We start from the raw sequence: 23,979 nt of genomic DNA on the forward strand, positions 1-23,979 counted from the left end.
TACCATGCAATGCTCAAAACCGAACTAGTTTTGCATTGCGCTAAGTTAGTTTTAAGAAGACGGGCCGAGTTTCACAACAGCGTGGATCTGCATTTGGCTCTTGCCCTTGGTCGTTATGAAGTGTGCCCATGCTAGCTGCTGTCTGTAACCTGCACCGATATCCAGGTCGACGGCCCGATAACCGTCAATGCCATCACAGATTGCCAGTTTTTCCACTTCGGTAAGTTGTTCGCGCAGTGACGGTGTATGGCCATGAACGACTACAGTGGGCTTTTGACGGCGGCGCTCCGGATCTTGATCATCACCATTCCAACCACCGATCCAGTTGAGAAATGGATACCGCATAGTGGCCCAGTGCATGTCCGATCTGATTTGATACCGGCTTTGTGCCAAAAACGTCGCCCTGTCGGCATGGGGGTCAATCCCCGCATGGACAAACAGCAAATCCCCGAGATGAAGGTGAGACGGCCCGTGAGCGATTTGTTCGAGGTAACCAGGGTGCAAAGCGGCCCTGATTTTTTCTGTGATTGCAGCCCACGTATTGACCTGCTGTGAAAGACCCAGCTCAGACAAAACAGATTTTCCGCCATTGGTGAGCCAGTGTTCGAGACAGCTTTCATCTTTCATGGCGTCCAGAAGCATCAGATCGTGGTTTCCGGGCAGTATGTGCAGATTGTCTGCGAGGGCCTGCATGTTACCAGCCATCGCCAGTTTGACCGCGGCGAAGGATGCTCTGCCTCGGTCAATGAGATCGCCAAGAAAGATTAGGTGCCGTCTGCTCGTGGTGCGCGGAATTGAGGCAATCGAGGAAAGCGCGGCATTGAGCAGCTCAGCCTCGCCATGGACGTCTCCGATAGCGAAGATCTCTTCGTTTTCAGGAAGTGCCCCCGGCAAGTCCCTCCATGACAGGTTATAGAAGCTTAGGTTTGCCGAAAAATTCACAAAACACTCACAGGCTTATTTGGTTTGCCTTACAGCGACCTAAAGGTCTTGATCTGTCAAGCGCGGCACTCAGCTTTTATATGGGAGACGTTCAGTAAACATGGGGCTAGGCAGGCTTTCATTACTGTAGCGATAGGCGAAGCCGAGGCATTGTGTCTATCACAGGGAGTTGACTGTCTAGGGCATTGTTTTCATTGTAAATATTCATTTCTTGATTTTCAGATGGCCATTAACCACGTGGTTTAATGGACAAAAACCCCCTCCAATGGACATTATTTCATGTGTCCGACACAACTGACATTTGGCAATGAAGTTTGTTTGCAAATTTGCAATTTGCACAAATCAAATATTCAACTATTTGCAAATTTACCGCTTTGTTCTTTCCTCAGGCGCTTTGCGCAGTTAGATTAACTAAAATCCGAAGGGGAGTCCTGTGATGAAAGATATCTTGCAAGAGCTGGAAGGCCGCCGTGAAACCGCTCGTAAGGGAGGAGGGGAGCGCCGTATCGTTGCGCAGCATGCCAAAGGCAAGCTAACGGCGCGTGAGCGGGTGGAGCTATTGCTGGATGAGGGCTCTTTTGAGGAGTTCGATACTTTTGTTGCCCACCGCTGCACCGATTTCGGGATGGAGAAAGACCGCCCCTACGGCGACGGCGTTGTGACGGGCTGGGGTACGGTGAACGGTCGTCTGATCTATGTTTTCTCGCAGGACTTTACGGTGTTCGGGGGCTCTTTGTCCGAGACCCACGCGCAGAAGATTTGCAAGATTATGGATATGGCGATGCAAAATGGCGCACCAGTGATCGGGATCAACGATTCTGGCGGTGCGCGCATCCAGGAAGGCGTGGCTAGTCTTGCCGGTTATGCCGAGGTGTTCCAGCGCAATATCATGGCGTCGGGCGTGGTGCCGCAGATCAGCCTGATCATGGGGCCATGTGCGGGGGGCGCTGTGTATTCGCCTGCGATGACCGACTTCATCTTTATGGTCAAAGACAGCAGCTATATGTTCGTGACCGGCCCCGATGTTGTAAAAACCGTTACGAATGAGGTGGTTACCGCCGAAGAGCTTGGCGGTGCCAGTACGCATACCAAGAAGTCGAGCGTGGCAGATGGTGCTTATGAAAACGACGTGGAGGCCTTGGCCGAAACCCGCCGTTTGATTGACTTCCTGCCGCTTTCCAACCGTGAGCGCGCGCCTGTCCGGCCCTTCTTTGACGATCCGGCGCGGATTGAAAGCAGCCTCGACACGCTGATCCCCGACAACCCGAATCAGCCCTATGATATGAAGGAATTGATCCTGAAGCTGGCCGATGAGGGGGATTTCTTTGAAATTCAGGCCGCTTTTGCGGGCAATATCATCACCGGCTTTATCCGCCTTGAGGGGCAAACCGTGGGGGTGGTTGCCAATCAGCCGATGGTTCTGGCGGGCTGCCTTGATATCGACAGCAGCCGCAAGGCCGCGCGCTTTGTGCGCTTTTGTGATGCGTTTGAAATTCCGATTTTGACGCTGGTCGATGTGCCCGGTTTCTTGCCCGGTACATCCCAAGAATATGGCGGTGTTATCAAGCACGGCGCGAAACTGCTGTTCGCTTATGGTGAGGCGACTGTGCCGAAAGTCACCGTGATCACCCGCAAGGCTTATGGCGGTGCCTATGACGTGATGGCCTCCAAGCATTTGCGTGGCGATTTCAACTATGCATGGCCGACTGCGGAAATCGCGGTGATGGGGGCGAAAGGCGCGACTGAGATCATCTATCGCGGCAAAACCGCCGAGGAAATCGCAGAGCGCACCAAGGAATATGAAGACCGTTTCGCCAACCCGTTCGTGGCCGCTGAAAAGGGCTTTATCGATGAGGTGATCATGCCGCAGTCCACGCGTCGTCGTATTTCGCGGGCTTTTGCAAGTTTGCGTGGCAAGAAGCTTACAAACCCATGGAAAAAGCACGATAACATCCCGCTATAACTCATAAAAAGCGGAGCAACCGATGCAGCAGGGTCTTGATATTGCCAAAGAGGCGGAAAATCCGGTGGTTTCCGGATTGGATTTCGGGTGTCTGGATCGGGGTGACTTGGTCAACCTGATCCTGCAACGCTCCGAGGTGATGTTTGATCGACCCCGCTCTGGTCAGGTGATCCGGGCGTGGGGGGCGGGCGATATGGCCCCGATGGAGGCCGAGGTTGACCGTCTGGGCGCGCAAATTGCGCAGCGTGCGGCGGGGGTGATCCATGCCGAATATCGTGCGCTCGCGCCGGTTTTACGTGCGCTTGCGCCCAAGCGGGTGGCCGATATCGGCTGTGGTTATGCGTTCTTTGATCTGTTTCTGGCAAAGGACCTGAACCCTGATCTGGTGCTGATTGACCTTGAAAGCAATGAGCATCGTCATTTCGGCTTTCAAGCCGAAGGGGCGGCCTATTCCAGCCTTGCGCGGGCCAAGGAACTGCTTGGTGCCAATGGGGTTGCAACCACGCAGATCACAACGCTGAACCCGCGCGAGGTTGCGCCGGAAACCATCGAGCCCGTTGATCTTGCCGTCTCTTTCCTGTCGTGCGGGTTCCACTATCCGGTGGATCTCTATGTGCCGTTTCTGGACAAGGTCCTGAAGCCCGGCGGCGCTGCGATTTTTGATCTGAGGGCAGAAACGGCAACGGCACAGGCCGCCACCCTGTCACAATTCGGCACCTTGAGCGATCTTGATGCGCCACCAAAAACACGGCGGGTTTTGCTGCGTAAGGCTGCGGCATGACCCAGCGTTCGCAGGATCTTTTGTGGCGTATAGCGGGGGGGGATGCGCAGTTCACCGTGCCTTCGGGGCAGCATGTCACCCTGCAAGAGATGTTTTGGGAAGAGGGGGATGAGCTGGTTTTGCGTGCCCGTTTTGTTGCCCCGCAAATCGCACGGGCCGAAGGGGCGCTTGACCATGACGCTGCGGCGGTCGATATGGCTTATCTGTGCGATCGTTTCGTTCTGCCGCAGCTACAGGCAGAAACGGCGCGGCCCGCGCAAATCATCCTGTCGCTTTCTGATGTCGAGCTGCCTTTTGGCCAGTCGGACCCTGATGCGACCCAGTTTTTTGAGGCTTACCGCTTGGACGGTGATGCCTGCATATCGGAGGTTTTCTGATGACGCCCCTAAATCTAGGGTTTTTGGCCCTTTCATCACCGCGCCGTGATGTAGCCAAGCCACAAACTGCCATGATAAATAATAGCCAGTGTCTTTTGCATTTCGGGCCGGCTATGGTTTGCAAAGGCCGAACCCAAGCGGTCTATACCTCACATTTGGGCAGCGTCGCGGGCCAATCTGCGGCGACTTTCCCACAAAAAACTAGGAGTAGAGGATGTCGACGAGCACAAAAACAATTCTGGCACTCTGCACTGTTGCTTTCCTGGCAGCTTGCGGCGCTAAAACGGAACCAGAAGTCGTCTATATTGAAGACGTGGTTTCCGAAGAGCCGGTCTATACCGGCAAATACAAGTAATATCTGGGGGCGGGCAGCAGGCGCGCTTGGTGCCGTGCCCGCCCTTTTTCTATCTGCACCGATCCAGACGGGGGGTGCAGCATGATCAAGCATCGTGGATTTCCGGGGCGGCTTCCGTCCACAGATTTTCAGTTCGTGATCCGTCGGGCCAATAAGGCCGGGGCGACAAAAATTATCCGCCGCGAACGCTACCGCGACCGTGCTTCTAATGATCGCACTGCGGATGAAGGTTTTCTCAAGGCACTATGGATCCATTTCGGCGAAGAGCCGTTCGAGCGTGGCAATCTGGATGCCGGCCGCCTGTCATGGCTGTTCGGGCGTGAGGTGATTGCCGCCGAGGATCCGTTTGATCCGGCCTCTTATGAGGCGCTTTTGAAGGTGAATGTCAAAATCGCCGAAGCGTCCTTTCCCAAGGTTTTTGCCCCCGATGCCCCACCGTTGGATGACGACTGGGACGATTGGGGCGATGAGGACGACGAATAAGCATGAACCCGCGCATCTCTCTCATAAATTGGCAAAAACCTGCGCAGCGCGCGGATCTTGCGGAATATGGCTTTGCCATTGCGGCACAGGATGCGGCAAATGCCCCGGCCGTCGCAAGCGACGGCATTGACTATGATGATGCGTTTTTATGCTCACGGTCCTTAGGTTTTCGGCTTGCTTTCCCCCGCAGCAAGTCGGCCTTTGGGGCGCGGCGAACGGCCATCGGCAAGAGCCGGCCTACGCCTTTGCGATTTCTCTTTAATTCTTGCAAAAATGCGCTAGAATCGCGGTCAATAATAACACGATCGAGAGGCTTAGCAGAATGCGTATCACCACCCTCCTTATGGCGGCTCCCGTCATCTTGGCTCTTGCGGGTTGCGTCAACAACAACCCCAATTCACCCACAAATAACGCCGCTGTGCGCACCATCGGCGGTGCCGGCGCAGGCGCACTTATTGCCAGCGCAACCGGCGGCAGCAAAACCAAAGGCGCGCTTGTTGGCGCGTTGGTCGGCGGCGTTTCTTGCGGCGTTCCCGGCTTGCCAGCCTGCTACTGAGCACCGCGCGACCGTTAATCTGACACCATCCCCCAAGTGGGGACAATCTGACTGGACCATCCGTGCTGTACGCGCGGGTGGTCTTTTTGCATTTCACGCTACGTGCGTTACCAAAAGAAGGGGCTGCCATGTTTAAAAAGATCCTGATCGCAAACCGGGGCGAGATTGCCTGCCGTGTTATCAAATCTGCCCGCGCGATGGGCATCAAGACTGTGGCGGTCTATTCGGACGCCGACCGTAATGCGCTGCATGTGCGCATGGCGGATGAGGCGGTGCATATTGGTCCGGCCCCGGCCAACCAATCCTATATCGTGATCGAAAAGATCATGGAGGCCGTGCGCAAAACCGGAGCCGAGGCCGTTCACCCCGGCTATGGTTTCCTAAGCGAAAACATGAACTTCGCGGCAGCTTTGGAAAAAGAGGGCGTAGTCTTTATCGGACCACCTTCGCCTGCGATTGAATCGATGGGGGATAAGATCACCTCAAAGAAGCTGGCGATGGAGGCGGGCGTTTCCACCGTTCCCGGCTATATGGGCCTGATTGCGGATGCTGATGAGGCGGTGAAAATCTCGGGTGAAGTTGGCTATCCGGTGATGATCAAAGCCTCGGCTGGCGGCGGCGGCAAGGGGATGCGGATCGCTTGGTCGGAATCTGAAGTGAAGGAAGGCTTTGAGTCCTCCAAAAGCGAGGCGGCGAACAGCTTTGGCGATGACCGGATTTTCATCGAGAAATTCGTCACCCAGCCGCGCCATATCGAAATTCAGGTTTTGGCTGACAAGCACGGCAATTGCGTCTATCTGCATGAGCGCGAATGCTCTATCCAGCGTCGCAACCAAAAGGTCATCGAAGAGGCGCCAAGCCCGTTTCTGGATGAGGCCACCCGCAAAGCTATGGGCGAGCAGGCCTGCGCCTTGGCCCAAGCGGTCGGCTATACCTCGGCCGGTACGGTGGAATTCATCGTCGATGGTGACCGCAACTTCTATTTCCTTGAAATGAACACGCGTTTGCAGGTGGAACACCCTGTTACCGAGCTGATTACCGGCGTTGATCTGGTCGAACAGATGATCCGCATTGCCGATGGTGAGGCGCTGCCGTTCAAGCAAGAGGATCTGAAGATCAACGGTTGGGCGATGGAAAGCCGCCTTTACGCCGAGGACCCTTACCGCGGGTTTTTGCCCTCGATTGGCCGCTTGACCCGCTACCGCCCCCCTGTTGAAGGGGCGACGGCAAACGGAGGCATTGTGCGCAATGATACCGGCGTGTTTGAAGGTGGCGAGATCAGCATGTTCTACGATCCGATGATCGCCAAACTGTGTACATGGGCCCCGACCCGTGCCGAAGCGATTGAAGAAATGCGTCTGGCACTTGATACCTTTGAGGTTGAGGGCATCGGCCACAACCTGCCATTTTGTTCCGCTGTGATGGAGCATCCGCGCTTTGTTTCGGGCAATATCACCACCGCCTTTATTGAGGAGGAATACCCCGACGGCTTCCAAGGCGTTGATCTGGATGGTGAATTGGCAGCCCGTGTTGCGGCCGCCGCTGCCGCGATGAACCGCGTGGCCGAAATTCGCCGCACGCGGATTTCCGGCACAATGGACAACCACGAGCGCAAGGTTGGCAGCGCGTGGAATGTGTCGCTGCAAGGGCAATCCTTTGAGGTGACGATTGAGGCGGACCGCGCCGGCTCTACCATTCGCTTTGCCGATGGCAAAACCATGCGGGTCGAAAGCGACTGGACACCGGGGCAGCCTTTGGCGCGGCTGACGGTGGATGGCAAACCTTTGGTGATGAAGGTGGGCAAGGTGCCGTCGGGCTTCCGTCTGCGGTTGCGCGGCGCGGATTTCACCTGCCATGTACGCACCCCGCGTCAGGCAGAGCTGGCCGGCTTGATGCTGGAAAAAGTGGCCCCCGATACGTCGAAATTCCTACTTTGCCCGATGCCGGGGTTGATCGTGAAGATCAACGTGGCCGTGGGTGACGAGGTGCAGGAAGGTCAGGCGCTTGCCACGGTTGAGGCGATGAAGATGGAAAACATCCTGCGCGCCGAACGAAAAGGCGTGGTGAAATCCGTCAATGCCGAGCCAGGCGCAAGCCTGAAGGTTGACGAGATTATCATGGAGTTTGAATGACGTGACCCGACTGCGTCATCATCAATCCCGCGCGGGGGCAATATGCCCCCGTTACCGCCCCGAGGGAAAGCGTTCGAGCTGTTCTTGTCGGGCCAGCGGGAATTTGTCGATGGCGCGCGTAATCTCTCGCACGTCCCAAGGGCGGGGCTTGCGGACCTCGACACTGCCGTCTTTGTCCATGATCACCAGTGAAAAACCGCGCGGGCGCAGCTTTTGGCGAAAGAATGAGGCGGCGGCGGGATCTGTGTCGACGATCACAACCACGTCCCGTTCGGCCAGTTGCGCGGGGCGCTCGGCCAGATATTCCAGCTGTGTGGTGACGGATGGGTCATTCGGGCTGTTGGCAAAAACGACAACCGGTCGCTTGAGCCATAGGAAATCATCCATGGTCACGCCTTCCGCGTCGAATATTTCCAAAGGCTCTGCCGGTTGGGCGATGGCCATAAAGGGCAGAAATGCCGTGAGAACAAGAATTTGAAGTCGTTTCATGCGGTCTCCTTCACCTTCATATAGGGTGTCTTGGCCGCAAACCAAAGTAAGATCGTCAAGGGGACGCCCCTTTGACCACAGTAAGGGGAAAAGCCATGACAGATGCACTTAAATCCTGGGCAGCAGTGGCGGAAAAAGAGCTTAAGGGCCGCGATCCGGCAACCCTGACATGGGACACGCTGGAAGGGATCAAGGTTAAGCCCTTGTATACAGCTGCTGATGTCGAAGGGCTGCCGCATATGGGCGGCGTGCCGGGCGTGGGTCCGTTCACGCGCGGCGTGCGGGCCACGATGTATGCGGGCCGCCCTTGGACCATCCGTCAATATGCGGGCTTTTCCACCGCCGAGGCATCGAACGCCTTTTACCGCAAGGCGCTTGCGGCAGGGCAACAGGGCGTTTCCGTGGCCTTCGATCTGGCCACCCACCGCGGCTATGACAGCGACCACCCCCGTGTTGAGGGCGATGTCGGCAAGGCCGGTGTGGCGATTGACAGCGTTGAAGATATGAAGATCCTTTTCGATGGCATCCCCTTGGAAAAGATCAGTGTTTCCATGACGATGAACGGTGCAGTGATCCCTATTCTTGCCAGTTTTATCGTGACAGGCGAGGAACAAGGCGTGGACCGCAGCCTGCTGTCGGGCACCATTCAGAATGATATTCTGAAGGAATTCATGGTCCGCAACACCTATGTTTATCCGCCCGAACCTTCGATGCGGATCATCGCGGATATCATCGAATATACCGCCGCTGAAATGCCAAAATTCAACTCCATCTCTATCTCTGGCTATCACATGCAAGAGGCCGGCGCGAATTTGGTGCAAGAACTGGCCTATACGCTGGCCGACGGGCGCGAATACGTGCGCACCGCGATTGCGCGTGGCATGGATGTGGATGCTTTTGCTGGGCGGCTCAGCTTCTTCTTTGCCATCGGGATGAATTTCTTCATGGAGACGGCGAAGCTGCGTGCGGCGCGCCTGCTTTGGCACCGCATCATGACGGAATTTGGCGCGAAAAAGACCGGCTCTTTGATGTTGCGGACGCATTGCCAAACTTCGGGCGTAAGCTTGCAAGAGGCCGACCCCTATAACAACGTGGTGCGCACCGCCTATGAGGCGATGGCGGCGGTATTGGGCGGCACGCAAAGCCTTCACACCAACGCGCTGGATGAGGCAATCGCATTGCCGACAGAATTTTCTGCCCGCATCGCCCGTAATACCCAGTTGATTTTGCAAGAAGAAACCGGTGTGACCAAGGTCGTCGATCCGCTGGCGGGGTCGTATTATGTCGAAAGCTTGACGGCGGAACTGGCCGAAGAGGCCTGGAAGCTGATCGAGGAAGTCGAGGCCATGGGCGGCATGACCAAAGCGGTCGCAACCGGCATGCCCAAGCTGCGGATTGAGGAAAGTGCGGCACGTCGCCAAGCCATGATCGACCGCGGCGAAGATGTGATCGTCGGCGTTAATAAATACCGGCTGGCGAATGAGGACCCGATTGATATTCTTGATATCGACAATGTGGCCGTGCGCGAAAGCCAGATTGCGCGGCTTGAGAAAATCCGCGCCACCCGTGACCAAGCCGCCTGTGATGCTGCATTGCTAGAGCTGGGCCGCCGTACCGTTGAGGGTGGAAACTTGCTTGAGGCGGCGGTGGAATGCGCCCGCGCCCGGGCCACAGTAGGGGAGATTTCCTTGGCTATGGAAGCAACGTTCGGCCGCCACCGCGCGGAAGTGAAAACCTTGGCAGGCGTTTATGGCGCGGCCTATGAGGGCGACGAAGGCTTTGCCGCGATCCAAAAAGATGTGGATGCCTTTGCCGAGGAAGAGGGCCGCCGCCCACGGATGCTGGTGGTCAAGATGGGCCAGGACGGTCATGACCGCGGTGCGAAAGTGATCGCGACTGCCTTTGCGGATATCGGCTTTGACGTGGATGTCGGCCCCTTGTTCCAGACCCCTGCCGAGGCGGCGCAGGATGCGGTGGACAATGACGTGCATGTCATCGGCATTTCATCACAGGCCGCAGGGCACAAGACGCTTGCGCCAAAGCTGGTTCAGGCACTCAAAGATGCGGGCGCGGGGGATATTCTGGTGATCTGTGGCGGTGTTATTCCGCAGCAGGACTATAAGTTCCTTTATGATGCGGGTGTGAAGGCGATCTTTGGCCCGGGCACCAATATCCCGGCTGCGGCCAAGGATATCTTGCGTCTGATCCGTGAGGCCCGCACATAAATCCGCATAAGGGGGCAGGGCAATTCCTTGCCCCTAAAGGTCGATCTGCCCTTGCGGGGGCTGGTCCGTCTGCGTTTCGGGCAAGGGCGGCGGTGGCGGGGCATCGGCTTTGCGCCGGATAATGATATCGCCGTTTTCCAATCGCTCTGGCGCCTCATAGTGGCGCACATCACCGATCAGCTCGGCAAGCTGCCGCGCCATCGGTTCCAGCTCTCGCATGGATTGGGTCAGATCATTGAGGGTCGGCTCCAGATCCTGAATAAACCCGTCAAACAACTGCCGTAGGCCGCGTTCCACAAGGCCTAACCCCTCCTCGGGCTCTTGGGCATGGGCGGGTGCTGCAAGGGCAAGACAAAGGGCGAGAGGGAAAAATGCATGTTTCATCCCCCAGATATGGGGATGATTTGGCTATCTGTCCAGTGTCCAGACAGCGGGCAGATCAAGCGTGACGGGGAAATGGTCCGAGGCTGCAAGCAAGGCATCGCACAGCTCGGGCGTGCGCCAGCAGTCGGGGTCATCCATCGGGTGCCAGATGCGCCAGCGCGGCGCGCGCAGCGCCAGATCGGGGGAGACGAGGATAAAGTCCAAGAGCGCCCCGAAATAGCGTTTCTGCACAGGGTCATAAAAGCGGGCAGAGGTGGGCATGATCCCGACCTTGCGGTTCAGCACCATCTGGGCGTTGGGTTCCACCATCCGCATCTCGGGCGGGGCATCGGTGCCCATCACAATCTCGATCCCCGATTTGCCAAACAGTTTTTCATATTCATCAAGCCCCGGACCATCGTTGAAATCCCCCATCACCACCAATGGATCACCGGCCGCCAGATGGGTTTCCACCCGATTGCGCAGCCACAGACATTGCGCCAGTTGCTTGCGGCGGTTCTCGATCGCGACGCGCGTTACCTCATCGGGGGTGCGCGCACCGTGGGGGGCCTTGGATTTGGCGTGAACGCCGATCAGGCGCAGGTTTTGGTCAGTGGCAAGGTCGGTCATCGCCACCTCCAAGGGTGGCTTGGAAAAGTGGATACGTTCCGGGCGGGCATCCGTATTCAGATCATGCCAGAACACCCCGTCAAAGCGCGGACCCTTTGCGGGATCGCCCTCGGCAGGGGGGGCGCCGATGGGTTGATGGCTGGCCTCAATCCGGTCGGGATCATAGAGAAAGGCGATTTCTTGTTCGGTAGAGCTGGTGAACCCATGCAGCGCGCGGGTGGTGCGCAGGCCAAAAAACCGTGCGAAATTTTCCAAGGCGCGTGACGTGAGGCGGCGCGATCCGGTATCGGGGGCCTCGATAATCATCACGCCATCCGCATCCATCGCGGTGAACACAATGCCAAGCGCTGCTAGCTGTTCCGCGCGCGTAATACCATAGCGGGCAGAGCGTTCGTCATCGGCCAAAAGCCCGCCGTCATCATCAAAAAGTCCGTTGAACCATTCAACGTTATACGTCGCAAGGCGCAGGGGCTTATGCGGCGCGGCTGCCATTGATCTCTTTCCATGCGGCGTTGATGTCGATCATCCGGCGGCTGGCAAGCTCTACCGCCTCGGGGGGGACACCGCGCGCGATCAGGCGGTCGGGGTGGCTGTCGCGCACGGCTTGTTTCCATGCGGTGCGGATTTCGGCCATGCTGGCATCTGGCGTAATTCCCAGTACGTCATAGGGGTCACGCGGCGCACCTTCGACAAAGCGGGCGCGCAGGCTGCGGAAACAGGCGTCGCCAAGGCCAAAGATCCTTGCCACCTCGGCCAGAAAGGCATCCTCATTCGGGTGGTATTCGCCGTCGGCCATCGCAATGGTGAACAGCCCTTCCAGCAGATCAATCAGGGTTTCGCGCCCCTCATCGGGGAAAATCGCGGCGATCTTGCGGGCATAGGCGTCAAAGCCCGCCACATCCTGACGTGCGAGGTTAAAGACGCGGGCGGCGTTGGCCTCTTCCTCGGGGGCGATGGTGAACAGGCTGCGAAAGGCGGCGACCTCATTGCGGGTAACCTGCCCGTCGGCCTTGGCCATTTTGGCCCCCAGCGCGATCACGGAAATGGTAAACCCGACAGAGCGTTCCGGCGATGCCACCCGCGCCCCGCGCAGCCGGTCCAGCACAACCGAAAGCCCCTCACCCGCGGTAAGGGCGGCCAGCGCGTCATTGATGCGGGTCCAGATAGAGCGTTCCATAGGCAGCATGTTAGCGTGATCAGGCGGCACTGTCATTCCAGAATGCGGGGGCCGTGAGGCGTGGAGAATGTGGCGCGCATGGCCAATGTGGCCCCTTGGATGATGGTCACACGCGGATCATTCTGCAAGCCCTGAAGGGCGGCGGCATCGGGGGTGATCACCTCAAACTGCGTCAGCCGTATGCCGCTGTCGGGCAGACGCTGGGCGGGGTGCGGGCCTTGCCATTCGATCACCGCAGGATGCGCGCCGGCAAATGGCAAGCGGCCATCCGGTGGGATCGCCATGCGCCAGCGCAGATCACCACGTGCCAAATCGGTGGGCGCGCCGACCCCTTGGGGTAGATGTGCAAGCGCCGTGTCCAGATCATCGCAGGCCAGCACCCAATTGGTCAGGCGCGGACGGCCCGAGAAATGGTCAAGATCAAACCAGCGGGGATGGGGCGGGCGCGGGGCATCAGGGTTGATCGCGATCACCTCTAGATAGACATCGCCCAACCCTAGCAGGCGGTTATGGGTGGACATCAACGGATGTTCCCCGCCCGTCGCCAGCGATACCCCCAGCGCGGTTTCGACGGCCTCAACCCCTTCGGCAAGGGTGGTGGCCGATAGGGCCAGATGATCAAGGATCAACATCATCCTCCCCTTCGATCACATTGGGCGTGGCGTTCAAGGCGTTGGCAAGTGATTTGAAGCGGGCTTGCGTCACCTCTCCGAACAGATCCTTGCCCATTGGGTTTAGCGTCAGCGTCAGCGTTTGCGCATCGGCGTCCCATTGCAGGCTGCCCGCGCTTTCCGGTCCGGTGGCGGACAGCATCGCGCCAAAGCGCATGGCCTTGCCCAAAACCTCGGCCTGTTGGATCTGTTCGCGGCTGAGCAGGGCAAACAGCGGCTCCAGCCGCGATCCGGCGCGGCTGTTTTTATAGCGGTGCAAAAGCGCCAGCCCCAAAAAGACCCGCCCCTGATGGTCCAACCCGCCAAGATTGGCGCGGGTGGCATTGTCGAAGCACACCTCGGCGCGGTAATCAGGATGGGCGCGCCATGTGGTGTCATGCAGCAGGCAGGCGGCTTTGATCAGGCGGGTGTCTTCCTCGGTCGCCTCCCTGAATATCGGCAACAGGAAACTATAAAGCTTCTTGCCAAAGCCGGGCAGGCGGGCCGAGGTTATTTCCGCCGCGCGGGCCGCCTCAATCAACGGGTCGCGGCTGCGCAGCTTTTCGTTCATCTGCTCATAAAGCAAACCTTCGCGGATACCGTAAGACGACACATCGATTTCGCTGGGTTTAAAGATGCGGATAATCTCGCGTAGCACCTCAGAGGCCAGCGGCACCAAGGCCATGCGTTCCGCGCCGGTGCCCGTGCGGGCGCGCAAATCCGCAGGATCATTCTCGGCAATCCAGTCAAGCGTGTCGAGCGCCGATTGCGGCGTCATCCGGTATTCATGCAGTACAGTCAGCGGATAGTTCCGGCGTTCCATATCCAGCCTTGCGATCACACGCCATGATCCGCCAACCAGATAAATCCGCTCGCCCTCAATCTCCAGCTTGGCTTTCAGTTTTCTGAGGACGCGCTCAATGACGGCGCGGCGCTGTTTTACGCCGCCTTCGATTTGCTGCAACCGAAAGGGGCCAAGCTGCGATGAGGCGCGTTTGCCCACCTTTCCGCCTGCGATGCGCGCCAATTCCATCGAGTTGCCACCGATATCGCACATGATGCCCTTGGCACCCGGCCAGCCCAGCAAAACCCCTTGGGCTGAAAGCCGCGCCTCTTCGTCGCCATCAACCACCCACAGCTTCAGGCCGGTTTCCGCCTCGACCTGCGCGGCAAAGGCGGGGCCGTCGCTGGCATCGCGTACGGCCGCCGTGGCCACGCAGGTCAGCGGCGAAATTCCCATGCCCCGCGCCAGAATAGCAAAGCGTTTAAGGGCAATCAGCGCGCGCTCTTTGCCCTTGGGGTTCAGCATGCCGGTTTCGGCCAGGCCCTTGCCCAGCCCCGCCATCAGCTTTTCGTTGTAAAAATACGCAGGAGAGCGCGCCGCCCCGTCAAAAACAACCATCCGGATCGAGTTGGACCCGACATCCACCACCCCGAACCTGCTAAGGGCGCGGGCCGAAGGGTCATCGAAAAGCGACCGGCCAAAGGGATTGCCATCCTGTGCTGGTTCAAGCGGAGGGGGGGGCGTGGCGGCGACGAGTTTGGATTTGGCCATTGGCGTCTCTCTGCGGTGCTGCATGTGCTTGATGCCGCGTTGCAGCAAAAAGGTCAACGTGTTTGATTAGCTCGCGGGCTCATCCCGACTGTGGGTCAGTTTGGGAACGTCCTTTGCCCCGGCACTTCCCCGGCCTGAAAGCGAGGGGTTTTCCATGAAGAAACGGTGACAGCTGAAAAGCTGCCCGTCCTTGGCATCCAGCGTGCGGGCATAGTGGCCATGCGCATCAAGCACCCAGCTTTGCGCCTCATCCGCCATATTGGCAGCCATGATCTGGCTGACGATCTGTGCTTTGACTGTCGGGTTTTTGGCCTCGAACAGGGTTTCGACACGGCGCGACAGGTTTCGTTCCATCCAATCGGCCGAGGACATGAACACCCGCGCCTTTTTGGAGGGCAGGCCGTGCCCGTTGCCGAAACAGACAATGCGGGAATGTTCCAGAAACCGCCCCACGATTGATTTTACGCGGATATTTTCCGAAAGCCCCTTGATGCCCGGACGCAGCGCACAGATGCCGCGCACCACAAGGCTGATCTTTACGCCGGCATTTGATGCCGCATAGAGGGCATCAATGATGTCCGGCTCGACCAGCGCATTCAGCTTGACCCAGATCTCGGCGGGGCGGCCCGCGGCAGCGTGATCGGCCTCGGCGGCAATCAGCTCCAAAAGGCGGGGTTTGAGGGTGCTGGGCGCGATGGCAAGGTTTTCCAAGCCCTCGGGCTGCACATAGCCGGACAGATAGTTGAACACTTTGGTCGCATCACGACCCAGCGGGCCATCACAGGTGAAAAACGACAGGTCGGTATAGATGCGCGCGGTGATCGGGTGGTAGTTGCCGGTGCCGTAATGGGTATAGGTGACAAGGTTTTCACCCTCACGCCGCACGACGGTGCTGATTTTCGCATGAGTTTTCAGGGTCATGAACCCGTAAACCACATGGGCACCTGCCCGTTCCAACCGGCGCGACTGGCGGATATTTGCGGCCTCGTCAAAGCGGGCCTTGAGTTCCACCAAGGCGGTTACGGATTTGCCTGCCTCGGCCGCTTCACAGAGCGCGCTGACGATCGGGCTGTCCTGACTGGTGCGGTAGAGGGTCTGTTTGATCGCCAGAACATTGGGGTCGCGCGCCGCCTGTTCCAGAAAACGGATGACCATGTCAAAGGTCTCATAGGGGTGATGCAGCAGCATATCCTTTTTGCGGATGGCCGCGAACATATCTCCCTCATGGTCCTGCACACGCTCGGGGATGCGGGGGGTGAATTTGGGCCATTGCAGGTCTTTGCGGCTGTCGAGAACCAGTTCCTTGAGGTCGGCAACCCCCAAAAGCCCATGCAGTTCCACCACGTCATCATCCGTGACCTGTAGCTCTTGCATGATGATGGCGCGCAGATCATTGGGCGCGCCGGCACTGATCTTCAGGCGGATCACCTCCCCACGGCGGCGACGTTTGAGGGCGGTCTCAAATTCGCGTACAAGATCTTCGGCCTCGTCCTCTACCTCCAGATCACTGTCGCGCAGCACGCGGAATGTGCAGTGGCCACGGTCGGTATAGCCTGGAAAAAGCATGCCCAGATGCAGCAAAAGCAGCTCTTCCAGCGGCAGGAAGCGGGCCTCACCGTCTTTGGCGGGCAGGGGCACAAAGCGGTCGATTTGCTGGGGGATGGGCAGCAAGGCCTGCAAGGCGCGCTTGTCCTTGGCGCGCTCCAGCTCCAGCGCGAGGCAGAAACCGGCGTTGGGGATGAAGGGAAAGGGATGCGCCGGATCAATCGCCAATGGCGACAGCACCGGAAATACCTTGTTGAAAAAGTGATCCTCTAGGTGTTTGAGGTCATCTTCGGTCAGATCGGCGCGGGTCTCGATCGCGATGCCCTGCGCGTCCATTTCGGAGGTCAGCGTGTCGAACACGCTTTGCTGGGTTTGCAACAAGCGCCGGGCATTTTCATTGATCAAAACCAATTGTTCCGCCGGTGTGCGACCATCATCGGATAGGGCATTCTTGCCACTGCGCATCAAGGCCCGGTAGCCTGCAACGCGCACGGTATAGAATTCATCCAGATTGGTGGCGGATATGGACAAAAAGCGTAGGCGTTCCAGCAAAGGCACGCCGGGATTGCTTGCCTCATCCAGCACCCGCCAGTTGAAGGCCAGCCAGCTTAGTTCCCGATTGAAGAACCGGCGCGGGCCGTTGCGTTCATCATCAGGCAGGTCAATGGCATCGGGGAAGGGTGCTGCGAGAAAATCTGCTTGTGTCATTGGAGCGGGTTCTCTTCTGGCAAGTGATTCCGGCGCGATCTTGGCGGGGTGATCAGCGATTGTCCAGAACAGTTGCAGCCAAAGCGCGCGAAACCGGCCTGCCGCGGGCAAGGGCTGCGGCGTCCAGCTTGGCCACCAACGCGCGGGCGGCGTCAAAGCTGCGTTCCATCCGAGGCAACAGATAGACGACAAGGGCGGGGTTCACGCTGATTTGCCGGTCCGAAAACAGCTTGACCAAGACCGCCGCCAACAGCGCATCATCGGGCGTGTCCAACCGCGTAAGCGAGGCCGCCTGCACCCGGCTTGCCAAATCGGGCAGCGTCAGCCCCCAATCGCGCGGCGCACTTGCGGCCGTCATCAGCAGCGGTGCCCGTTTCGCCGCTAGCATGTTGTGCAGGTGGAACATCGCGTCTTGCGCGCCCGGGTGACGGGGCAGGGCCTCACAATCCTCGACCACCACGGCGCGGGCTTGGGCGATGGCGGGTAGATCCGCCTGCGCAAGGCTTGCCGAGGCCACCAGCACCGCGCCGGACATATCCGCCCAGACATGGGCCAGATGGGTTTTGCCCGAGGCAGGCGGCCCCGTCAGCACCATCTTGCCATTGGGCCAGTCGCGCCATGCATCAAGGGCCGCCAAAGCCTGCGAATTGGTTGCAGAGACAAAGAAATCCCCACGCCCCAAGCCCGTCCGGAACGGCAGATCGAATGCCAGTTGATCGGTCACAGCACGTCCTTGGGAATAATGACATCCCGTTCTATGCCACGGTAGAGCAGGCTTTGCTTGTATTTCTCGATCACCCAGCGGGCCAGCACACCAATCGCCGCCGTTACGGGGACCGCGACCAGCATGCCCACAAATCCGAAGGCCGATCCGAAAGCCGACAGCGCAAACAGCAGCCAGACCGGGTGCAGCCCGACCGAGTTGCCCACAAGGCGCGGCGTGATGATATTGCCTTCCAGAAACTGGCCAAAGGCGAAAATCCCCGCGATGATGCCAATAGACACCCAATCGCCCCAGAACTGAAACAGCGCAAGCCCGATGGCCAAAGCCCCGCCGACCAAGGCCCCCACATAAGGGATAAAGGTGATCGCGCCCGCAATCGCACCGACAAGCAGCCCGAAATCAAGCCCCGCCAGCATTAGGGTGGCGGAATAAAACACACCCAAAACGATGCAAACACTCAGCTGCCCACGTACAAAGGCTGCCAGAACGCGGTCGATCCGATGTGCCAAAAGCCGCACCGTTGGTGCATGGTCACGCGGCAAAAGCCCGTCGATGCGCGCGATCATATTGTCCCAGTCCAGCAGCAGGTAAAAGGCCACCACCGGCACCACGACCATGAACAATATCACATTCAAAACGCCCAAAGCGCTGGTGAACAAGGTCTTTGCGGCTTCGGTTCCCCAGCCTTTCAATGTCTCGCCAACGGTCAGAAGGGTTTGGCGTATCACACTGCCTTCGTTCAGAAGATCGGGAAATTTTGCGGTCAGATAGGCTTGCAACTTTCTGAAAATCTCGGGGAATGCTTCGACCAAGCCGGTTAGCTGCGCGGCAAGCGAGGGGATGACGGCCAGCACCAAAAGCACCGTGATTAGCAAGGCAGTCAATGAGATGAGCGTGGTCGCCAGCGCGCGATTAAGGCCCATCCGTTCCAGCCGGTCCGCCACCGGATCGAGGAAATAGGCGATCGCCCCGCCGACCAGAAACGGCGCCAGAACCTGTCCCAATGACCAGAGAACCGCCAGAAAAACGACAGCTGCAATGCCCCAGTAGGTCAGTTGTTTATTTACCGGCAATGCCATTGCGCCCCCAATTGCTGTTCCGTGACACATTGCCTATTGGCCCGTGATTTTCAAGGGCTAGGCGAAATGAGGGGCCGCACCCTTGCGAGGCGGCGCGCTTTTGCCTAAAGCTGCCAACCAAATCCCCTTGCCAAAAAGGTGTCCCCATGCGGCTGACGCGCTATTTCCTTCCCGTTCTGAAAGAAAACCCTGCCGATGCGCAGATCGTCAGCCACCGCTATATGCTGCGTGCCGGTATGATCAAGCAGCAGGCTGCGGGCATCTATTCGTGGTTGCCGCTGGGGTATAAGGTCCTGAAACGGATCGAACAGATCGTGCATGAGGAACAGGTCCGCGCGGGCCATATCCCCTTGTTGATGCCCACCTTGCAGCCCGCCGACCTGTGGCGCGAATCCGGTCGTTATGATGATTACGGTCAGGAAATGCTGCGGATCAAGGACCGTCAGGGGCGTGAGATGCTTTACGGTCCCACGAATGAGGAGATGATCACCGACATCTTCCGGTCGCATGTCGGCAGCTACAAAGACCTGCCGCTGACGCTTTATCATATCCAGTGGAAGTTCCGCGATGAGGTGCGCCCGCGGTTTGGTGTGATGCGGGGGCGTGAGTTCCTGATGAAGGACGGCTATAACTTCGATCTGACCAAAGAAGACGCGCTGCACGCCTATAACCGCCATCTGGTCAGCTATTTGCGGACTTATGAGCGTATGGGCCTGCAAGCCATCCCGATGCGCGCCGACAGCGGCCCGATCGGCGGCGATGACACGCATGAATTTCTGGTTCTGGCCGAAACCGGCGAATCCGAAGTGTTCTATGACGGCAATGTGACCGACATCAAACTTGGCGCGCGTGAGATTGATTACGACAATAAGGCCGAATGCGCCGCGGTGATGGAAGAGTTTACCTCGCTTTATGCCCGCACCGATGAGACCCATGACGCCGCCCTGTTCGAGGCAGTTCCCGAGGAGCGCCGCCGGTCGGCTCGTGGGATCGAGGTTGGGCAGATCTTCTATTTCGGCACCAAATATTCCGAGGCCATGGGCGCGACCGTTGTCACCCCCGATGGTGGCCGCGTGCCGGTCCATATGGGCAGCCACGGTATTGGCGTGTCGCGCCTCTTGGGTGCGATCATTGAGGCGAGCCATGACGACAAGGGCATTATCTGGCCCGAAGGCGTGACCCCGTTCCATTGCGGAATCGTGAACCTGAAACAAGGTGACGAGGGCACGAATGCGGCCTGCGAGAGTATCTATAAGGCGCTGCAAAAGGCCGGTCTTGACCCGCTTTATGATGACCGCGACGAACGTGCCGGTGCCAAATTCGCGACGATGGACCTGATCGGCCTGCCATGGCGGATCACCGTCGGGCCGCGCGGCTTGAAAAATGGTGTGGTTGAGCTGACCAGCCGCCGCACCGGCGAAAGCGAGGAAATGACCGCCGAGGCCGCCGTGGAACGGGTCAAGCAGGTCTATGCCGGCATCTAAGGTCTTGGGGCGCGGGCAATGATTGTCCGCGCCCTTGCCCTTGCAGGCGGTATTTCAGGGGCGGCGGCTTTGTCGCAATACCCTGAGTTCTCGCAGCAATATATCCAACGGCTTGGCGGGCAGGTGGATGCACTTACCCTGATGGTTGACGAATTTGACCGCTCTGCCAGTGCTAACGGGCTGACACGACGCGCAGCACTTGACCAGATGCAAGGCACCCCGTTTCTGACCGCCCGCAAGGCCGATATGGAACGTGCCTTTGACCGGCAGGCGCGTTTGTCGCAAAACCTCACATTCCTGCGCCTCGCCACACCGTTAGAGCGAATTACCATGCCGCACCGTATGGCCGACCGCGATACAATACGCGCGACTTGGGCCGACTTTCGCCCTGCGCTGCCGCTAACGGTGGCGGGGGCTGTTGCTGCGGCCTTGGGGTTTTTGGGCGGTTGGGGGGCTGTTCGCTTGCTGCTTTGGCCATTGCGCAAAAAGCGGCGCGCCGCTTTGACGTGAACTCGCTTAGGCTTGACCCTGCACCGCAATTCCCGCAGGTTCGCGCCAACTTACCGCCCGCCCCACTAAATGGAGACGCCGCCGTGCCCACCCCAACGTCCACCCCGCCTTTTGCGGCTTTTGAATGGATGATCGCATGGCGATACCTGCGTGCCAAACGGGCCGAAGGGGGTGTTTCCGTGATGACATGGATCAGCCTGATCGGCATTACCCTGGCCGTATTCGCGCTGATCGCCACGCTCTCGGTTCGGGCAGGGTTCCGGGCGGAGTTCGTTGATACGATCCTTGGGGCCAATGCCCATGTGACGATCTATGCCGCCCGACATGAAACCGCCGACGGGCGCACCATCAGCAGTTTTGAGGATTATGACGCGGCCGCGCGCGATGTTGCCGCGCTGGAGTTCGTGACCCGCGCCGCCCCAATGGTGCGCGGGCAGGTGATGATCACCGCAAACAGCCGCAATGCGGGCGCCGAGGTCTACGGTATGCGTGCCGATGATGTGCGCAGCATTCCGCGTGTGGGCGACGGTGCAGATGCCGACGGCGACCTTGCCCGCTACGGTGAAGGGATCGCCATCGGGTCGGGCATCGCACGAGAGTTGGGCGTTGGTTTGGGCGACCGCATCCGGCTTATTTCCCCCGATGGCGTGAAAACTGCCTTTGGCACCAGCCCGCGGGTTTCGGCCTATGAGGTCGTCTATATCTTCACCGCTGGGCGCTATGATATTGACCGTACACGCATCTATATGCCGCTTGATGCCGCCCAGACCTATTTCAACCGTGAAGGGCTGGCGGATGAGCTGGAGGTGATGGTCAAACATCCCGAAGCGATCGGCACCGATGCGCAGATCGCCTTGATGCAGGCGGCGGGGCCTTATGGCAATGTCTGGACATGGAAGGACAGCTCGGGCGGGTTTTTGCGGGCGCTGGATATCGAGGATAACGTGATGTTTGTTATCCTTTCGGTTCTGGTTCTGATTGCGGCGATGAATATCGTGTCGGGGTTGATCATGCTGGTGAAAAACAAGGGCCGTGATATTGGCATCTTGCGCACGATGGGGCTGACCGAGGGCTCAGTCTTGCGGATTTTCTTTATCTGCGGGGCGTTTACCGGGATTATTGGTACGGGGTTGGGCGTTTTGCTTGGCTGCCTTTTCGCGATCTATATCGACCCGATCTTCTCATTGGTGAACTATGTATCGGGGGGCGGGGTCTGGGATCCGGCTATCCGTGGCATCTATGCGCTGCCCGCCAAGCTTCAACTGGGCGATGTGATGTCTGCGGTGGGGTTGTCGCTGGGGCTTTCGTTTGTTGTGACCATCTTTCCGGCCCGCCGTGCCGCGCGGATGAACCCTGTTGAGGCGCTGCGCTATGAATGATGTGATGCTGTCGCTGGAAAATGTGACCAAGGCCTATAACAAGGGTAAACCCGCCGAGGTGGTGGTCCTGCGCGGGGCCACGCTTTCGGTGGCGCGCGGTGAGGTGGTCGCGCTGGTCGCGCCCTCGGGGGCTGGGAAATCGACGCTTTTGCACATCGCGGGGCTGCTCGATACGGCCGATAGCGGGGAAATGCGGCTGGACGGCACCGATCTTGCAGGCCTGTCGGATCGCGCCAGAACACAGGCGCGGCGGCGGGATGTGGGGTTCATCTATCAGTTCCACCACTTGCTGCCCGAATTTACCGCGCTGGAAAATATCATCCTGCCGCAGCTTGCCAATGGTATCCCGCGCAAAGATGCCGAGGCCCGCGCGCGGCTTTTGCTGGACCAAGTGGGCGTCGGTCCCCGTGCGGATCATCGCCCCGCTGCTTTGTCTGGTGGCGAACAACAGCGCATCGCCTTTTGCCGCGCCTTGGCGAACGGCCCGCGCCTGCTTCTGGCGGATGAGCCGACGGGCAACCTTGATCCGGGGACCTCTGACCAAGTGTTCGGCGCGCTGATGACGCTGGTGCGTGAGACCGGCCTGTCCGCCTTGATCGCCACCCATAATATGGAGCTGGCGGCGCGGATGGACCGTCTGGTGCGGCTGGAGGCGGGGCGGGTGATCCTCTGACCTGTTCACGCGATGTTCAAGCAGTTGTGTGTCGCGTGTCGCGCGATCAATGCTAGGACAGGTGGCATTTACAGGAGTCCTTATGTTTCGCATCCTTTCCGCCGCGCTCATAGCCGCGTCACTTGCACCCGCCGCAATGGCAGAGGGCGTGGCGTTTGATAAGTCATGGTCCACGCAGCGGTTTTCGCTGTTTTCGTCGAATAAATACGGGTTCAAGGGGCGGGAACTTTCCATCGCGTCCAATGGGTCTGTATCGCTGGCCTATACCCGTGTGGCAGAACCCCAGTGGGGGGCGAAATCGGCGAAATGGTCATGGGCCGTCAGCCAATCGGTGCCTGCAACGGATCTGGCGAAAAAGGGCGGCGATGATCGCAATGCATCGCTCTATTTCGTGTTCCTGCCCGAGGCAGAGGCAAAAGCATTGGGCGCCAAGGCCGATGTGCGCAAACTGTTGACCAGCTCGTCTGCGCGGGTTCTGGTTTATTCATGGGGTGATGATCGAGGGCGCGGCACGGTTCTGTCCAGCCCTTACCTTGGCAGTCGCGGCAAGACCATTTTGCTGCGTGCGGCTGGTACAGGGAACCACGCCGAACAGGTCAATTTGACGGCCGACTACAAGCGTGCCTTTGGCGGGCGGGCAGGGGCATTGGTGGGGTTGGCGGTCTCGGCGGATTCGGATGATACCAAAAGCCGCATCCGCGCCAGCATCACGGGGCTTTCGCTGAACTAAGCTGGATCAGGGCGACGCCTGCGATCATCAGGATGATGCCTGCGCCGCGCGCAAGGGTCATCGGTTTCATCAGCGCGCCGAACAGGCCGAAATGGTCGATCAATGCGGCCATAACCATCTGACCGATCAGCACAAAAAACACTGCATTGCCGACCCCGAACTTCGGGGCGATTGTGGTGATGGAAATTAAGTAGAACGCCACAAGAAGCCCCGCCAGAAACAGGTGCTTTGGCTGTGTCGGTGCCAAGCCGAGCGGACCAAGGCCACCTGACAGCAAGGTGGTGGCCAAGGCGGCCGAGAATGCAATGACGAACAGAATCATCGCTGCCGCCGAAGGGCTGCCGATCCGCGCGCCCAATTGCGCATTCAGCGCCGCAAGAACGGGAATGCCGATGCCTGCGGCAAGCATAATCGCGCCATAGCGCAGGGTCTCGGGGGTCATGGCTGGGCCTTTGGCTGTTACTTTGGC

24 protein-coding genes are annotated in these 23,979 nt (G+C 58.8%); 13 read left to right on the top strand and 11 right to left on the bottom strand.

Annotation, left to right across the window (positions count from 1 at the left end; genetic code table 11):
* Window positions 1-51: 51 nt before the first annotated feature.
* Window positions 52-942 carry a metallophosphoesterase gene (locus EOK75_RS00630; RefSeq protein WP_137192139.1) on the bottom strand — a complete coding sequence of 297 codons (891 nt, stop codon included), beginning with the start codon at window positions 940-942 and terminating at the stop codon, window positions 52-54.
* Between the two features lie 436 nt (window positions 943-1,378).
* Between EOK75_RS00630 and EOK75_RS00635 the strand changes: the two genes are divergently transcribed.
* The 7 genes from EOK75_RS00635 to EOK75_RS00660 all read left to right on the top strand — a co-directional run bounded on the left by EOK75_RS00635 (window position 1,379) and on the right by EOK75_RS00660 (window position 7,589).
* Entirely contained in the window at window positions 1,379-2,905 is a 1,527-nt protein-coding gene (locus EOK75_RS00635) for an acyl-CoA carboxylase subunit beta (RefSeq protein WP_137192140.1), read from the top strand.
* 22 nt (window positions 2,906-2,927) lie between these two features.
* Window positions 2,928-3,686: a class I SAM-dependent methyltransferase gene (locus tag EOK75_RS00640; RefSeq protein ID WP_137192141.1), complete on the top strand. Its 759-nt coding sequence runs from the start codon at window positions 2,928-2,930 to the stop codon at window positions 3,684-3,686.
* Window positions 3,683-4,063: a DUF6497 family protein gene (locus tag EOK75_RS00645; RefSeq protein ID WP_137192142.1), complete on the top strand. Its 381-nt coding sequence runs from the start codon at window positions 3,683-3,685 to the stop codon at window positions 4,061-4,063. Before EOK75_RS00640 ends, EOK75_RS00645 begins: the two co-directional genes overlap by 4 nt.
* Before the next feature lie 214 nt (window positions 4,064-4,277).
* Complete coding sequence (locus tag EOK75_RS20650) at window positions 4,278-4,418, top strand: hypothetical protein (protein WP_168199104.1); 141 nt, start codon at window positions 4,278-4,280, stop codon at window positions 4,416-4,418.
* 81 nt (window positions 4,419-4,499) lie between these two features.
* A complete protein-coding gene (locus EOK75_RS00650; RefSeq protein WP_137192143.1) occupies window positions 4,500-4,901 on the top strand; it encodes a hypothetical protein in 402 nt (133 codons plus the stop codon).
* Between the two features lie 322 nt (window positions 4,902-5,223).
* Window positions 5,224-5,457: a hypothetical protein gene (locus EOK75_RS00655; protein WP_137192144.1), complete on the top strand. Its 234-nt coding sequence runs from the start codon at window positions 5,224-5,226 to the stop codon at window positions 5,455-5,457.
* A 128-nt stretch (window positions 5,458-5,585) separates the two neighbouring features.
* Window positions 5,586-7,589 carry an acetyl-CoA carboxylase biotin carboxylase subunit gene (locus EOK75_RS00660; protein WP_137192145.1) on the top strand — a complete coding sequence of 668 codons (2,004 nt, stop codon included), beginning with the start codon at window positions 5,586-5,588 and terminating at the stop codon, window positions 7,587-7,589.
* Between the two features lie 51 nt (window positions 7,590-7,640).
* Here EOK75_RS00660 and EOK75_RS00665 read toward each other — a convergent pair whose 3' ends face one another.
* On the bottom strand, window positions 7,641-8,078 hold the full coding sequence (locus tag EOK75_RS00665) for a DUF4174 domain-containing protein (RefSeq protein ID WP_137192146.1): 438 nt from the start codon (window positions 8,076-8,078) through the stop codon (window positions 7,641-7,643).
* Between the two features lie 95 nt (window positions 8,079-8,173).
* Here EOK75_RS00665 and scpA point away from each other — a divergent pair, with 95 nt between their 5' ends.
* Window positions 8,174-10,303, top strand: a complete 2,130-nt coding sequence (scpA, locus tag EOK75_RS00670; protein WP_137192147.1) for a methylmalonyl-CoA mutase — start codon at window positions 8,174-8,176, stop codon at window positions 10,301-10,303.
* A 33-nt stretch (window positions 10,304-10,336) separates the two neighbouring features.
* On the opposite strand, the gene EOK75_RS00675 is transcribed toward scpA, so the two are convergent.
* The 8 genes from EOK75_RS00675 to EOK75_RS00710 form a co-directional block, all read right to left on the bottom strand.
* Window positions 10,337-10,687, bottom strand: coding sequence for an AAA+ family ATPase (locus tag EOK75_RS00675; RefSeq protein ID WP_137192148.1), 351 nt, complete (start codon window positions 10,685-10,687; stop codon window positions 10,337-10,339).
* Between the two features lie 24 nt (window positions 10,688-10,711).
* Window positions 10,712-11,788: an endonuclease/exonuclease/phosphatase family protein gene (locus EOK75_RS00680; protein ID WP_137192149.1), complete on the bottom strand. Its 1,077-nt coding sequence runs from the start codon at window positions 11,786-11,788 to the stop codon at window positions 10,712-10,714.
* Entirely contained in the window at window positions 11,769-12,509 is a 741-nt protein-coding gene (locus EOK75_RS00685; protein ID WP_240793984.1) for a molecular chaperone DjiA, read from the bottom strand. Before EOK75_RS00685 ends, EOK75_RS00680 begins: the two co-directional genes overlap by 20 nt.
* Window positions 12,506-13,105 (bottom strand): VOC family protein, encoded by a 600-nt coding sequence (locus EOK75_RS00690; RefSeq protein WP_137192151.1) that lies wholly within the window; start codon window positions 13,103-13,105, stop codon window positions 12,506-12,508. The genes EOK75_RS00685 and EOK75_RS00690 overlap by 4 nt, the downstream gene beginning before the upstream one ends.
* Window positions 13,092-14,678 (bottom strand): Ppx/GppA family phosphatase, encoded by a 1,587-nt coding sequence (locus tag EOK75_RS00695; protein ID WP_137192152.1) that lies wholly within the window; start codon window positions 14,676-14,678, stop codon window positions 13,092-13,094. Before EOK75_RS00695 ends, EOK75_RS00690 begins: the two co-directional genes overlap by 14 nt.
* Before the next feature lie 66 nt (window positions 14,679-14,744).
* Window positions 14,745-16,931, bottom strand: coding sequence for an RNA degradosome polyphosphate kinase (locus EOK75_RS00700; RefSeq protein ID WP_137192153.1), 2,187 nt, complete (start codon window positions 16,929-16,931; stop codon window positions 14,745-14,747).
* Window positions 16,932-16,983: 52 nt separating this feature from the next.
* Window positions 16,984-17,655, bottom strand: a complete 672-nt coding sequence (locus EOK75_RS00705; RefSeq protein ID WP_137192154.1) for a P-loop NTPase family protein — start codon at window positions 17,653-17,655, stop codon at window positions 16,984-16,986.
* Window positions 17,652-18,734, bottom strand: coding sequence for an AI-2E family transporter (locus tag EOK75_RS00710; protein ID WP_137192155.1), 1,083 nt, complete (start codon window positions 18,732-18,734; stop codon window positions 17,652-17,654). The genes EOK75_RS00705 and EOK75_RS00710 overlap by 4 nt, the downstream gene beginning before the upstream one ends.
* Window positions 18,735-18,880: 146 nt before the next feature.
* Here EOK75_RS00710 and proS point away from each other — a divergent pair, with 146 nt between their 5' ends.
* The 5 genes from proS (at window position 18,881) to EOK75_RS00735 (ending at window position 23,510) form a co-directional block, all read left to right on the top strand.
* A complete protein-coding gene (gene proS / locus EOK75_RS00715) occupies window positions 18,881-20,218 on the top strand; it encodes a proline--tRNA ligase (protein ID WP_137192156.1) in 1,338 nt (445 codons plus the stop codon).
* Between the two features lie 18 nt (window positions 20,219-20,236).
* Window positions 20,237-20,728, top strand: coding sequence for a DUF2937 family protein (locus EOK75_RS00720; RefSeq protein ID WP_137192157.1), 492 nt, complete (start codon window positions 20,237-20,239; stop codon window positions 20,726-20,728).
* A gap of 128 nt (window positions 20,729-20,856) precedes the next feature.
* Window positions 20,857-22,107 carry an ABC transporter permease gene (locus tag EOK75_RS00725; RefSeq protein WP_137194233.1) on the top strand — a complete coding sequence of 417 codons (1,251 nt, stop codon included), beginning with the start codon at window positions 20,857-20,859 and terminating at the stop codon, window positions 22,105-22,107.
* Entirely contained in the window at window positions 22,100-22,780 is a 681-nt protein-coding gene (locus EOK75_RS00730) for an ABC transporter ATP-binding protein (RefSeq protein ID WP_137192158.1), read from the top strand. The genes EOK75_RS00725 and EOK75_RS00730 overlap by 8 nt, the downstream gene beginning before the upstream one ends.
* An 82-nt stretch (window positions 22,781-22,862) precedes the next feature.
* Window positions 22,863-23,510, top strand: a complete 648-nt coding sequence (locus EOK75_RS00735) for a DUF3047 domain-containing protein (protein WP_137192159.1) — start codon at window positions 22,863-22,865, stop codon at window positions 23,508-23,510.
* Here the strand turns inward: EOK75_RS00735 and EOK75_RS00740 are convergent.
* Complete coding sequence (locus EOK75_RS00740; protein WP_137192160.1) at window positions 23,488-23,952, bottom strand: DMT family transporter; 465 nt, start codon at window positions 23,950-23,952, stop codon at window positions 23,488-23,490. The two genes, EOK75_RS00735 and EOK75_RS00740, sit on opposite strands and share 23 nt — an antisense overlap.
* Window positions 23,953-23,979: the final 27 nt, after the last annotated feature.

The organism is Pseudorhodobacter turbinis (assembly GCF_005234135.1).
Taxonomy (GTDB): Bacteria; Pseudomonadota; Alphaproteobacteria; order Rhodobacterales; family Rhodobacteraceae; genus Pseudorhodobacter; species Pseudorhodobacter turbinis.

Bases quoted from the DNA above. Each gene is read 5' to 3' on its own strand.
- EOK75_RS00635 (WP_137192140.1), top strand. From the start codon at position 1,379: ATGAAAGATATCTTGCAAGAGCTGGAAGGCCGCCGTGAAACCGCTCGT.
- EOK75_RS00640 (WP_137192141.1), top strand. From the start codon at position 2,928: ATGCAGCAGGGTCTTGATATTGCCAAAGAGGCGGAAAATCCGGTGGTT.
- EOK75_RS00645 (WP_137192142.1), top strand. From the start codon at position 3,683: ATGACCCAGCGTTCGCAGGATCTTTTGTGGCGTATAGCGGGGGGGGAT.
- EOK75_RS20650 (WP_168199104.1), top strand. From the start codon at position 4,278: ATGTCGACGAGCACAAAAACAATTCTGGCACTCTGCACTGTTGCTTTC.
- EOK75_RS00650 (WP_137192143.1), top strand. From the start codon at position 4,500: ATGATCAAGCATCGTGGATTTCCGGGGCGGCTTCCGTCCACAGATTTT.
- EOK75_RS00655 (WP_137192144.1), top strand. From the start codon at position 5,224: ATGCGTATCACCACCCTCCTTATGGCGGCTCCCGTCATCTTGGCTCTT.
- EOK75_RS00660 (WP_137192145.1), top strand. From the start codon at position 5,586: ATGTTTAAAAAGATCCTGATCGCAAACCGGGGCGAGATTGCCTGCCGT.
- EOK75_RS00665 (WP_137192146.1), bottom strand. From the start codon at position 8,078: ATGAAACGACTTCAAATTCTTGTTCTCACGGCATTTCTGCCCTTTATG.
- scpA (WP_137192147.1), top strand. From the start codon at position 8,174: ATGACAGATGCACTTAAATCCTGGGCAGCAGTGGCGGAAAAAGAGCTT.
- EOK75_RS00675 (WP_137192148.1), bottom strand. From the start codon at position 10,687: ATGAAACATGCATTTTTCCCTCTCGCCCTTTGTCTTGCCCTTGCAGCA.
- EOK75_RS00680 (WP_137192149.1), bottom strand. From the start codon at position 11,788: ATGGCAGCCGCGCCGCATAAGCCCCTGCGCCTTGCGACGTATAACGTT.
- EOK75_RS00685 (WP_240793984.1), bottom strand. From the start codon at position 12,509: ATGACAGTGCCGCCTGATCACGCTAACATGCTGCCTATGGAACGCTCT.
- EOK75_RS00690 (WP_137192151.1), bottom strand. From the start codon at position 13,105: ATGTTGATCCTTGATCATCTGGCCCTATCGGCCACCACCCTTGCCGAA.
- EOK75_RS00695 (WP_137192152.1), bottom strand. From the start codon at position 14,678: ATGGCCAAATCCAAACTCGTCGCCGCCACGCCCCCCCCTCCGCTTGAA.
- EOK75_RS00700 (WP_137192153.1), bottom strand. From the start codon at position 16,931: ATGACACAAGCAGATTTTCTCGCAGCACCCTTCCCCGATGCCATTGAC.
- EOK75_RS00710 (WP_137192155.1), bottom strand. From the start codon at position 18,734: ATGGCATTGCCGGTAAATAAACAACTGACCTACTGGGGCATTGCAGCT.
- proS (WP_137192156.1), top strand. From the start codon at position 18,881: ATGCGGCTGACGCGCTATTTCCTTCCCGTTCTGAAAGAAAACCCTGCC.
- EOK75_RS00720 (WP_137192157.1), top strand. From the start codon at position 20,237: ATGATTGTCCGCGCCCTTGCCCTTGCAGGCGGTATTTCAGGGGCGGCG.
- EOK75_RS00725 (WP_137194233.1), top strand. From the start codon at position 20,857: ATGATCGCATGGCGATACCTGCGTGCCAAACGGGCCGAAGGGGGTGTT.
- EOK75_RS00730 (WP_137192158.1), top strand. From the start codon at position 22,100: ATGAATGATGTGATGCTGTCGCTGGAAAATGTGACCAAGGCCTATAAC.
- EOK75_RS00735 (WP_137192159.1), top strand. From the start codon at position 22,863: ATGTTTCGCATCCTTTCCGCCGCGCTCATAGCCGCGTCACTTGCACCC.
- EOK75_RS00740 (WP_137192160.1), bottom strand. From the start codon at position 23,952: ATGACCCCCGAGACCCTGCGCTATGGCGCGATTATGCTTGCCGCAGGC.